At 71.6% G+C, this 11,158-nt stretch carries 10 protein-coding genes and 1 pseudogene; 8 read left to right on the forward strand and 3 right to left on the reverse strand.

Annotated features, from left to right (window positions below; translation table 11 throughout):
• Positions 1-260 (reverse strand): hypothetical protein (locus ABT130_RS45300; RefSeq protein ID WP_350966154.1); only part of this gene is annotated, 260 nt, incomplete at its 3' end.
• Between the two features lie 155 nt (positions 261-415).
• Here ABT130_RS45300 and ABT130_RS45305 point away from each other — a divergent pair.
• The 8 genes from ABT130_RS45305 (at position 416) to ABT130_RS45340 (ending at position 9,387) form a co-directional block, all read left to right on the forward strand.
• The gene (locus tag ABT130_RS45305; RefSeq protein WP_350966155.1) at positions 416-2,230 is read left to right on the forward strand and encodes an ABC transporter substrate-binding protein; all 1,815 of its coding nucleotides are present in this window, start codon (positions 416-418) and stop codon (positions 2,228-2,230) included.
• Positions 2,231-2,236: 6 nt separating this feature from the next.
• Positions 2,237-3,244, forward strand: coding sequence for an ABC transporter permease (locus ABT130_RS45310; protein WP_350966156.1), 1,008 nt, complete (start codon positions 2,237-2,239; stop codon positions 3,242-3,244).
• A 64-nt stretch (positions 3,245-3,308) separates the two neighbouring features.
• Positions 3,309-4,211 carry an ABC transporter permease gene (locus tag ABT130_RS45315; protein ID WP_350926266.1) on the forward strand — a complete coding sequence of 301 codons (903 nt, stop codon included), beginning with the start codon at positions 3,309-3,311 and terminating at the stop codon, positions 4,209-4,211.
• Between the two features lie 3 nt (positions 4,212-4,214).
• On the forward strand, positions 4,215-5,339 hold the full coding sequence (locus ABT130_RS45320) for an ABC transporter ATP-binding protein (protein WP_350926264.1): 1,125 nt from the start codon (positions 4,215-4,217) through the stop codon (positions 5,337-5,339).
• On the forward strand, positions 5,336-6,346 hold the full coding sequence (locus ABT130_RS45325; RefSeq protein WP_350926262.1) for an ABC transporter ATP-binding protein: 1,011 nt from the start codon (positions 5,336-5,338) through the stop codon (positions 6,344-6,346). Before ABT130_RS45320 ends, ABT130_RS45325 begins: the two co-directional genes overlap by 4 nt.
• Before the next feature lie 32 nt (positions 6,347-6,378).
• The gene (locus tag ABT130_RS45330; RefSeq protein ID WP_350966157.1) at positions 6,379-7,248 is read left to right on the forward strand and encodes a GNAT family N-acetyltransferase; all 870 of its coding nucleotides are present in this window, start codon (positions 6,379-6,381) and stop codon (positions 7,246-7,248) included.
• A gap of 128 nt (positions 7,249-7,376) precedes the next feature.
• Positions 7,377-8,297 carry an N-acetylmuramic acid 6-phosphate etherase gene (murQ, locus tag ABT130_RS45335; RefSeq protein WP_350966158.1) on the forward strand — a complete coding sequence of 307 codons (921 nt, stop codon included), beginning with the start codon at positions 7,377-7,379 and terminating at the stop codon, positions 8,295-8,297.
• The gene (locus ABT130_RS45340) at positions 8,290-9,387 is read left to right on the forward strand and encodes a serine hydrolase domain-containing protein (protein ID WP_350966160.1); all 1,098 of its coding nucleotides are present in this window, start codon (positions 8,290-8,292) and stop codon (positions 9,385-9,387) included. The genes murQ and ABT130_RS45340 overlap by 8 nt, the downstream gene beginning before the upstream one ends.
• Before the next feature lie 123 nt (positions 9,388-9,510).
• Here the strand turns inward: ABT130_RS45340 and ABT130_RS45345 are convergent, their stop codons facing one another.
• On the reverse strand, positions 9,511-10,404 hold the full coding sequence (locus ABT130_RS45345; protein WP_350966161.1) for a MurR/RpiR family transcriptional regulator: 894 nt from the start codon (positions 10,402-10,404) through the stop codon (positions 9,511-9,513).
• 247 nt (positions 10,405-10,651) lie between these two features.
• Positions 10,652-11,158: pseudogene (locus tag ABT130_RS45350) on the reverse strand (hypothetical protein); the annotation flags it as partial.

Genomic DNA, 11,158 nt, shown 5'->3' on the forward strand with positions numbered 1-11,158 from the left:
GCCGCCAGCCGCCAGCCGCCAGCCGCCAGCCGCCAGCCGCCAGCCGCCAGCCGCCGGCCGCCGGCCGCCAGCCGCCAGCCGCCAGCCGCCGGCCGCCAGCCGCCAGCCGCCAGCCGCCGGCCGCCGGCCGCCGGCCGCCGGCCGCCGGCCGCCGGCGCCCGGCCCTTCGGCGCTTTCGGGCCTGCGTCGTTCTCGTTCCTCCGCCGGGGGATCAGGCATCCCCGGCGGAGGAGTGGTCGTCCGGCTCGCGAGGGCGGCACCGCGGAAGGGTAAACGGGGAATGAAGGAAAGCTACAAAATGTTCCACAGAAGTGGAGTTTATTGACGCAACCGTCAAGGTGAACGTAAGGTCCGGACAACACCTGATACCCCCACATAGATGCCCTGACCTCGGAGAACACCCCACGGAGCGTTCATGAAGCGACTAGTAGCGGTAGCGGCCTCCCTCTGCCTCGCGGCCGTCACCGCGGCCTGCGGCGGCGCGGGCGGCGCCGACAGCTCCGCCTCCGTGGGGAGCGCCGTCTTCACCACGATCGACGCGCTCAAGCCGGGCATCGACGCGAACGCGCCGATCAACCCGTACAACCCCAAGGGCAACGCCTTCCGCGGGTACAACGCCGAGTGGCTCGGGTGGACCAAGAACCACCTGACCGACCCGAACCAGTTCTACCCGGGCGTCGCGAAGAGCTGGCAGATCGCCCCGGACCAGTCCTCGATCACCATCGAACTCCAGCCGGACGGCAGGTGGTCCGACGGCAGGCCGATCACCGCCGAGGACGTGAAGTTCTCCATCGGCCTGGCCTACACCCAGGGCGGAACCGCCTACGCCCTCGACCCCTCCGCGGCCGGGGCGGCCTCCGACATCAAGATTCTGGACGACAGGACGATCAGGATCGCCCAGAAGACGAAGAACCCGAGCTCCACCTTCGTCCGCAGCGTCATGGAGACCGTCATCGTCCCCAAGCACGTCTGGGGCGGCGTGCTGCCCGCCGACTTCTGGCAGAAGCTGAAGGTCGCGCAGAGCGACACACCCGGGGCCGAGGTGGCACGGGCCGGGATCACCAGCCTCGCGGAGAAGGTCATGACCTTCTCCCCGCCCGAGGACGTCTCCGCCGGGCCGTTCGTCCTGAAACGCGTCAATCCGGGTGAGGCGCTGCTGGTCAAGAACAAGTACTTCCACAACGCGGCCAACGTCGCCGCCGACCAGGTGCGCATCCTCAACTACACCGGCAACGAGCAGGTCTGGAACTACCTGGTCTCCGGCAGGCTGGACAGCGCGCCGTTCACCGCGGTCCCGGCCGCTGTGATGAAGCGCATCACCCAGACCCCGGGCAACGCCGTGGTCAGGGGGTACTCGCCGGTCAGCGAGGCGCTGGCGTTCAACCAGTCCAGGAAGCCCTACGACAACGTGCACGTCCGCCGGGCGCTGGCCTACCTGATCGACCGCGAGCAGGTCACCAAGGTCGCCTCCCCGGAGGGCGGCATCGCCTCTGTCACCACCTCGGGCATGCACCAGGAGGCCGCGAAGGCATGGCTGGGCGACGGTGTCGCCGCCCTGGAGCCGTACCGGCACGATCCCGCCAGGGCCGAGCGGGAGCTGCGGGCCGCGGGCATGAAGAAGGTCGGCGGCAGGTGGACGATGCCGGACGGCAGCCCCTGGAAGATGACCATCAACGTGCCCGCGTCCTTCTCCGACTGGCTGGCCGGGGCCAAGGCGGTCACCAGCCAGCTCAACGACGCCGGGATCGACGCCGAGGTCGTCACCACCGCCGACTACCCGCTCTACCTGGAGGAGATGGCGGCCGGCAAGTACGACCTCGGCTTCTGGCTGGTGGCGCTCGGGCCCGCCCCGTACAACATCTACCAGCGCCTGTACGGGGCCCAGAACGGCTGGCAGCTTTTCGGCGGCAGGCTCACGCACGTCGCCCCCGGCACGAAGGGCAACTGGATGGGCGGTGCCGAGACCCTCGACGTCAACGGCGAGGGCATGATCAACCCCGGCGAGCTCGCGGTCAGGCTGAACTCCGCGCCCGAGGCGGAGCAGAAGAAGATCATCTCAACCCTGGCCAGGGCCGCCAACCAGGATCTTCCGGTGATCCAGCTGTGGGACTACGTCAACACGCAGGTCGTCAACACCACGCGTTTCAGCGGATTCCCCGGTCAGGACAGCGACACGCTGCGCCTCACCGCAGGCGTCTGGCTCCAACTCGGCATGCTCGAGAGGAAGTAGCCACATATGACGGTCATCGCACGCCGCCTCGCGGGCCATCTCGCCCGAGGGCTCGTCATGATCCTGGTGGTCACCACGATCAGCTTCGTGATCATCAGGAACATCCCCGGCGACCCCATGCAGGCCCGCTACGAGAAGCTGGTCGAGCAGGGCATGTCGCCCGACCAGGCCGAGCGCGCCACTGCGGTGCTGTACGGCTTCATGCCGAAGGGCACGATGTGGGAGCAGTACGTCGGCTACATGAAGGGACTGCTCCACCTCGACCTCGGCCAGTCGGCGAGCGTCCCCGGCGCGGAGGTCACCAGCCTGCTCGCCTCGGCGGCCGCCTGGACGATCCTGCCGGTCCTCGTCGGCACCCTGCTCAGCTTCGCGGTCGGCATCATCATGGGCGTCTACGCGGCGATCAAGCGGTCCAGCAAGCTGGGCGACGTCCTGGCCGTCTCCGGCTCGCTCATGCACGGCCTGCCGCAGTACGTCCTCGCGCTGCTGCTGAGCGCGGTCTTCACGACCCTCCTGCCGATCTTCCCCGCGGGCGGTACGGCGGACGTCACGCTTGAGCCGGGCCTCAACGCCGCCTATATCGGCTCGTTGATCCAGTACGCCACGATGCCGGTCCTGACCTACGCGCTGGCCGGCTACGGAGGCTGGATCCTGGCGATGAAGTCGAGCGTGGTCACCGTGCTCGGCGACGACTTCATCCTGGCTGCCGAGCTACGTGGTCTGAAGCGAGGCTTCATCTTCCGCTACGTGGCGCGCAACGCCATCCTGCCGCTCTTCACCACCCTGGCGCTCTCGCTGGGCCTGCTGTTCGGCGGTGCGATCTTCATCGAGCGGATCTTCACCTACCCAGGGCTGGGTCTGCTGCTGCTCAACAGCATCACCGACCGCGACTACACGCTGATGGGCGGGGCCTTCCTGCTGATCACCGTGGCGATCGTCATCGCCAACATCGTGGCCGACATGCTCTACACCGCGATCGACCCACGGGTCCGTTCCGGACAGGAGGCTTCATGAACCGGCGAATCACGACAGCCGGCGGACACCGCGTCCAGGGCGGGCGGCTGGCGGGAGAGATCGCATGACCGCGCCGGTCATCACCAGGGGCGGCACCCGCGCGACGCTGCGGCGCAACTTCCGGCGCGGCGTCTGGCGGGTCCTGCGGCGCAAGCCCAGCCGGCTGGTGGGCGTGGTCATCCTGGGCGTGTTCGCGTTCATGGGTGTCTTCGGGCCACTGCTCTACCCCGAGCGGCTGCCGCGCGACGACAACGCGCTCTACGCCGCGCCCAGCTGGGCGCACCCCTTCGGCACCGACTTCGAGGGTACGGACGTGCTCGCCCTGGTGATCACCGGGGCCCGGTACGTCCTGCTGACCGCCCTGGTCACCGCCGTCATCACGGTCGCCCTGGGCACCGCGGTCGGGCTGTTCGCCGGGTTCAGGCGGGGGCGCTGGGACAGCGTGCTCATGCGGATCACCGACATGAAGCTGACCATCCCCGGTCTCCCGCTGCTGCTGGTGCTGTCGACGATCTGGAAGTTCACCGGCGCGATCGAGATGGGCCTGGTGCTCGGACTCCTCGGCTGGGGCGGGGTGGCGCGCGCCGTACGGGCGCAGACCCTCTCGCTGCGCGAGCGCGGCTTCGTCGAGGCGGCCAGGGGACTCGGCCTGTCCACCAGGCACATCGTCGGCAGGGAACTGCTGCCCAGCATGGCCCCCTTCATCGCGATGAACACGCTCATCGCGGTGACCGGCGCGGTGTACGCGCAGGTGGGCCTGTTCTTCCTGGGCGTCCTGCCGTTCGACGCCAACAACTGGGGCGTCATGCTCAACCTCGCCGTGTTCGGCGGCGGCGCGCTGACGACGACCGCCGCGCTGCCGTACATGCTGGCGCCGCTACTGGCGATCCTGCTGCTCACCCTGGGCATCGTCCTCGTCGTCGACGCCATGGACGAGATCTTCAACCCCCGGCTGCGGGAGGAGTGACCGATGTTCGTACCTGCTGAGAAGGTGTCCATGACACTGGGCGAGCGGCTGTCCGCGGCCGTGGGCGTCCGAAGCGCCGAGGCCGCCCGGAACACCCGCGGTGCCGCGGGCACCCGCGACGCGGAGAGGAGCGGGCCGCCGGGAGTGCGGGTCAGGGACCTGTCCGTCGTCTACCGGACGGCGGCGGGAGAGTTGCCCGCCGTGTCCGGGATCGACCTGGATCTACCGCCCGGGACGATCACCGGGGTGGTCGGCGAGTCCGGGTCCGGCAAGTCCACCCTGGCGCTGTCGCTGCTCAACGCGGTCCAGCCGCCCGGCAGGATCAGGTCGGGCAGCGTGGAGATCGACGGGCTCGGCGACGTCACCCGGTTGCGGGGCGAGGACCTGCGCAGGGCGAGAGGCCGGCACATCGGATACGTCTTCCAGGCCGCCCAGAACTCCCTCAACCCGCTCAAGACCGTCGGCAAGCAACTGCTCGACCTGGGGCGCTCGCACGAGATCCGGGACCTGCGCGGGCTGGTCAGGGACGCCAAGGACCTGCTCGGCCGGATGGGCATGGACGGCACGCGCGTGCTCGACTCCCACCAGCACGAGCTGTCGGGAGGGATGCGCCAGCGGGTCGGCATCATGTTCGCGCTGGTCCTCAACGCCCACCTCGTCGTGCTGGACGAGCCCACCACCGCACTCGACATGATCACTCAGGCCACGATCCTGCGGATCGTCAGGGAGGTCCACCAGGAGCGCGGGCTCACCACGCTCGTCATCACCCACGACCTCGGCGTGGTGGCCGAGGTCGCGGACCGGCTGGTCATCATGTACGGCGGGCGGGTGGTGGAGCAGGGGCCGACCACCGAGGTGCTCGGCGCGCCTCGCCACCCCTACACCCGGGGCCTGGTCCGGGCCATCCCTCGCCTGGTCGGCGACCTCGGGGAGGCCAGGGCGCTGCCCGGCCGCCCGCCGACGCTTGGGACCGTTCCCGCACGGGGATGCGTCTTCAGGGAACGCTGCGACCTGCGCATGGACGTCTGTGAGACCGAGGAGCCGCCCGCCGTCCCGTACGGCGAGTGGATCGTGGCCTGCCACGCCGTCGCCGCCCGCGACGCGGAGACCAGGGAGGAGAAGGCGTGATCACGGGGCAGCACATCACGAAGACCTTCAGGCAACGAGGAGGCGCGCTCGCCGGACGGGAGGTGAAGGCGCTGCGCGGCGTCGACTTCGCCATCCCGAAGGGCGGGGCGGCGTCGTTCATCGGAGAGTCCGGCTGCGGCAAGACGACGCTCGGACGGATCATCGCCGGGCTGGAGGGTCACGACTCCGGAGAGATCACCATCGACGGCACGCCCATGTCGTCGCTGCGCCCGCGGCAGCGTGAGCCGTACTTCCGCCGCATCCAGCTCATCCACCAGGACCCGTACTCGGCGCTCAACCCGACCCGTACCGTGCACCAGACGCTGGACGCGCCGCTGTCGCTGCGGGCGGGGCAGACCGGCCGTTCGCGGTCATGGGCGGACGGGCGCGCCAGGGAACTGCTGGAACTGGTCGGTCTCGATCCCGGCTACGTGCTGCCCCGCTACCCCCACCAGCTCTCCGGCGGCATGCGCCAGCGGGTCGTCATCGCCCGGGCACTCACCGTCGACCCCGAGATGCTCGTCGCCGACGAGGCCGTCTCCATGATCGACGTGTCGCTGCGGCTCGGCATCCTCGCCCTGCTCAAGGACCTGCGCGAGAACCTCGGGGTGAGCGTGCTCTTCATCACCCACGACGTGGCGACCGCCCGCTACATCGGCGACGACGGCGAGCTGTACGTCATCTACCGGGGGCAGGTCGTCGAGCGCGGCCATGTCGAGACGATCATCTCCGACCCGGTGCACCCGTACACCCAGTCGCTGCTGTCGGCCATCCCGGTGCTGCACGGCCTGGAGCGGCCGGGTGAGCAGCGGGTGACGCCGGCAGGGACGCTCGACGAGAGCCGCCACGACGCGGGCTGCCTGTTCGCCCGGCGCTGCCCGTTCAGCACCGGTCGTTGCGAGTCCGAGCAGCCGGTGCTCGGTCACGGTGGGGACACGCCCCAGGAGCACGCCTGCTTCCACCCCACCCCCCGCAACGTCGTCGCCATGCCGATCGGCCGGTCGTGAACCCGCCGGGGAACGGTCGCGGGACGCGCGGGGTGCCCGGGATCCGTGAGGCCGCCGCGGCCGACGCGGCGGCGCTCGCCGGGATCGCCGAGTCCGCGCTCCCCCTGGATACCGGGGAGGCGGCGAGCCTGGTCGCCCGGCTCGCCGAGCCGCCCGGGTGCCGGCGCTGGACGGCACTGGTGACGCGCGGCCTCGACGGCGTGGTGTTCGTCTCCATGTCGGCGCGCGATCCGTACGCGGGCCACGTCGACCTGCTCGCCGTGCGTCCCGAGGCCCGGGGGGCGGGGTTCGGCCGGGCGCTGGTCGCCGCGGCCGAGGACTGGCTGCGCGGCCAGGGGGCGACCGAGGTCCGCCTCGCGGGCAACCCGCCCGCCTACGCCTGGCCCGGCATCGACGTGCGCTACACCGAGGCGGCCTGCCTGGCCGAGAGCCTCGGCTACGAGCGCTACAACGTCGCCTGGAACATGACCGTCGACCTCACCGGCGACCTGTCCGTCGACGCCGACCTCGCGCGGCTGGCGGACCTGGGGGTCACCGTGCACGCCGCCGCCCCCGGGGACCGCGCCGCGGTGTCGGCCTTCGTCAGGGAGCAGTGGAACGGCAACTGGGCGTGGGAGGCGGAGCAGGCCGTCGGCTGCCACTACGCCGTCGGGGAGGGGAAGCTCCTCGGCTTCGCGGCGTGGGGGGCCAGGCCCACCTGGTTCGGTCCGATGGGCACCACGCCGGCCGCGCGGGGCCTGGGCGTCGGCCGCGTGCTCCTGCGCCGCTGCCTTGCCGAGCAGCGGGCCGCGGGCATGTCGAGTGCCCAGATCGGCTGGGTGGGGCCGCTGCACTTCTACGCCCGGGCGGTCGATGCGCACGCCGAGCGGGTCTTCTGGCTTTACCGCCGTGATCTGCGGTGACGGCCCCAGCCCGCCGGCGCGGCCCGATGGGTCCCGCCCCAGCCCGACATACGCCTACAACGCCCGCATTGTCAGAAGATCATTTACTTGACGGTAGCGAGACAGGAACTTCAATGACATTGGACGCCATGAGTGATCCGCTTTCCGCGCTTTCCACCGAACAGAGCGATCCTCGCTACAACCGGATCGACCTGCTCTCGACCGAGCAGGTGGCCCGGTTGATGAACGCCGCGGACAGCACGGTGCCCGCGGCGGTGGCCGCGTCGATCCCGGAGATCTCGGCCGCGATCGACGCGGTCGTCGCCCGGATGAAGGCCGGTGGCCGCCTGTTCTACGTGGGCGCGGGGACGTCGGGCCGGCTGGCCGTGCTGGACGCCTCCGAGTGCCCGCCGACCTTCGGCACCGATCCCGAACTCGTGCAGGGGGTCATCGCGGGGGGTTCCCCCGCGCTGACCCGTTCCGTCGAGGGCGCCGAGGACGACCAGCAGGGGGGAGCGGCCGCCATCGCCGAGAGGGGGGTGGGCGCGCTCGACTCGGTGGTGGGCATCTCCGCCAGCGGCCGCGCGCCCTTCGTGCTCGGCGCGCTCGCCGAGGCGAGCCGCCGCGGCGCGCTGACCGTGGGGCTGTCGTGCAACGTGGCGACCCCGCTGTCGGCGGCCGCGCTGCACCCCATCGAGGTGGTCGTCGGCGCGGAGGTGGTGACCGGCTCCACCAGGCTCAAGGCGGGGACCGCGCAGAAACTGGTCCTCAACATGATCTCCACGATCGCGATGGTCAGGCTGGGCCGTACCTACGGCAACACCATGATCGAAGTATCGGCGATGAACTCCAAGCTGGCCGACCGCGCGGCCCGGATGGTCAGCGACATCACCGGGGCCGCCCTGCCGGTCTCCCGCTCCGCGCTGGAGGCGGCCGAGTGGCACGTGAAGGTCGCGGTGCTGATGATCGAGCACGGCCTCGACGCCGACGGCGCGCGGGTCCTGCTGGAGCGGCACGGTGACCAGTTGGAGGCGGCGCTGGAGGCGGCGGGGCGGAGCCGGGGTGCCTGAGCCTCCGGCGGACCCTCCCGATGAAGGGGGCAGGCTGGCCGAGATCCTGGGGGCGGCGGTGCCGCGCGTCTGCTCGGCGGCGGTGGCCGCGATCGCCGTCGGCGGCGTCACAGTGGCCGCCGCGGCCGTGGGGGAGACCGTACGCTACTCGTCGGCCTCGGAGGAGCTCGCCGCCGACCGGCCGCCCGCCGGGCACGACTCGATCTTCGATCTCGCCTCGGTCACCAAGCTCTTCACGACCGCCGTCATCCTGTCGCTGGTCGAGGAGGGCCGCCTCGGCCTGGACGAGCCCGTCGCCGCCTGGCTGCCCGCATGTTACGGCGGCACCCCCGAGGCCACCCTGCGGCATCTGCTCACCCACACGGCGGGCCTGCCGCCGAGCCGCAGGGCTCATGAGGAGATTCCCGGCGACGGCCCCGAGGTCCACGCCAGGCGTATGGAGCGGATCCTCTCGACACCGCCGATCGGCCCCGCGGGCGGGCGTTACCTCTACTCCGACGTCGGGCTGATCACGGCGGGCCGGGTGGCGGAGATCGCCGGGCGGGCGCCCCTGGACGAGCTCACCCGCGCCCGGGTCACCGGCCCGCTGGGCCTGTCCGACACCGGCTACCGTCCGGCCGCGGTCCTGCTGCCCAGGGCCGTCGCCACCGAGCACAAGCCGGAACGCCCGGGGCCGGGGTGCGTGCGTGGCGAGGTCCACGACGAGACCGCGCACGGCCTGGGCGGGGTCGCCGGGCACGCCGGGATCTTCTCCACCGCCGGTGATCTCCTGCGTTTCGCCGAGACGCTGCGCACCGGAGGCGTGCCGGTCCTGCGCCCCGCCACGGTCGCCGAGATCACCCGCGACCACGGCGTCGAGGGCGCGGACTTCCGTCACGGCCTGGGTGTGCGCATCGGCGACCCCGCGATCGTCGGCCCGCTCACCGACGCCTACGGCCACTCCGGCTTCACCGGAACCTCACTCGTCATCGACCCCGGACGCGCCCTCGCCGTCGTCCTGCTGACCAACAACGTCCATCCGTTGCGCGGTCGCGCGGGCATTCGCGACCTGCGCCACGCCGTCGCCGCCGAGGCCCTGCGCCTGTCCTGAACCCGTGCCGTGGCCGCGATCGCGGCCACGAGGGTTCGCGGTGCAGGTGACGGCGGCTTCCGAGGCGGGCCGATGCGGGGCGTCGATCGGCACGACCGTGTTCGGGCTCTCCGGCCCGGCGTGCTACCTGCTTCGGCGGCGGTGGTCGGTTCTGAAGCCGTCGATGGCGTCCCTGGTGGCCCGCAGTGCGGCGTCCGAGGTCTCGAAGGTGCGCTGCGCGATGCCGACGAAGATGCAGTCGACGATCAGGAGCTGGCTGATCCGGCTGGCCAGCGCCCCCGGGCGGAAGACCGTCTCCCTGCCGGCCGAGACCAGGACGTGGTCGGTGAGCTCGGCCAGGGAGGAGCGCGGGTTGTTGGTGATGGACACCGTGGTCGCACCCGCCCGCTGCGCGACGCGCAGCGGCGCGAGCACGTCGGGGGTCTCGCCGGTGCAGCTGACCACCACCGCGACGTCGTCCGCCCGTACCAGTGCCGCGCTGGTCAGCGCCAGGTGCGCGTCGGTGAAGGCGTGGGCGGGCAGGCCGATCCGCATCAGTTTCTGCGCCATGTCGGCCGCCACGAGCCCGGAGGCGCCCACTCCGTAGACGTCGATCTTGCGTGCGGCGATCAGTGCCTCGACCACCGCGCCCAGCCGGTCGGGGTTGAGCTGCGCCGCGGTGTCGGCCAGCGCCTCCGCCTCGGCCCTGGCCACCTTCGCGATCACGTCGGTCAGCGGGTCGTCGGGGCCGAGGTCGCCGGGCACCAGCCGCTCGGGCTGGTCCCTGGCCACCGCGGCGGCCAGCGCGAAGCGCAGCTGGGAGTATCCGGCGAAGCCCAGGGCCCTGGCGGTGCGCACGATCGTGGCCTCGCTCGTCCCGGAGACCGCGCTGAACTCGGTGATGGTGCTGCGGGCCACCATGCCGGGATCGTCGAGTATGAGGCGGGCGATGGCCTGGGCCGCGGGGGTGAGCGAGGGCAGGACGGCCCTCACCGTGGCCACCAGGTTCACGGGGGTGGGGCCGTCGAGGACGTTCATCAAATCTCCTTGAGCGTGGAGACCCCGAGTTCTGGTTCTGGGGAGGGAAGGCGGCGCGGTGCCGCATGGTTCTGCGGGGTGTTCGGGGGTGGAGATAACCAAGCTACCGAAGCACGCCGCGTGGTGCTCTCGCCGTCGGGCCGGCGGAGAGGCCGGCGGAGAGGTGGGACGCCGGTGGGGGAGAGGTGGGACCCGGCCGGCTGCCGGTGGGAGGTGGGATCTCCTGCTCTCGGCCGTGGGGAGGAGGTCAATGAGCGCCTTCCGGGTCGGTGGTCAGCCAGTGGGCGACGGCGCGGGCCGAGGCCCGGGAGATGCCGTTGGTGGTCACGTACACGGCTCCGGTGGGCTCGCCGGGCACTCCGGTCTCGACCACGATGGCGTCGGGGCGCAGCGTGACGGCCCGTGCCAGCAGGTCCCTGACCCAGGGGTGGCGCCAGGCGTCGTGTACCACCAGGACCAGCGGGCGCCCCTCGCCGCCGGGGCCGGACAGTTCGGGTAGCTCGGGCCTGTCCGCGGTGACGACGTGCCCGGTGGTGTCCGGCACCAACTCGGCGAAGGCGCCGATGAGGCCGGTGGGCGTACCCGGCTCGACCGCCTGGCTCAGCCGAGGAGCGATGTCGACGACCAGCGGTGGTCCGGAGAGCGCCGGCGGGGTGCCGACCACGCGCATGGCCGCGAGGGCCGTCCTCAGGCCGAGCTCGTCTCCCGGGCCATCCCCGTCCCGCGCCCGGGAGTGGTGTTGTGCGTCGGCCAG

Origin of the sequence: Streptosporangium sp. NPDC001681 (assembly GCF_040298085.1) — a bacterium.
GTDB lineage: Bacteria > Actinomycetota > Actinomycetes > Streptosporangiales > Streptosporangiaceae > Streptosporangium.

Bases quoted from the DNA above. Each gene is read 5' to 3' on its own strand.
- ABT130_RS45310 (WP_350966156.1), top strand. From the start codon at position 2,237: ATGACGGTCATCGCACGCCGCCTCGCGGGCCATCTCGCCCGAGGGCTC.
- ABT130_RS45305 (WP_350966155.1), top strand. From the start codon at position 416: ATGAAGCGACTAGTAGCGGTAGCGGCCTCCCTCTGCCTCGCGGCCGTC.
- ABT130_RS45315 (WP_350926266.1), top strand. From the start codon at position 3,309: ATGACCGCGCCGGTCATCACCAGGGGCGGCACCCGCGCGACGCTGCGG.
- murQ (WP_350966158.1), top strand. From the start codon at position 7,377: ATGAGTGATCCGCTTTCCGCGCTTTCCACCGAACAGAGCGATCCTCGC.
- ABT130_RS45345 (WP_350966161.1), bottom strand. From the start codon at position 10,404: ATGAACGTCCTCGACGGCCCCACCCCCGTGAACCTGGTGGCCACGGTG.
- ABT130_RS45320 (WP_350926264.1), top strand. From the start codon at position 4,215: ATGTTCGTACCTGCTGAGAAGGTGTCCATGACACTGGGCGAGCGGCTG.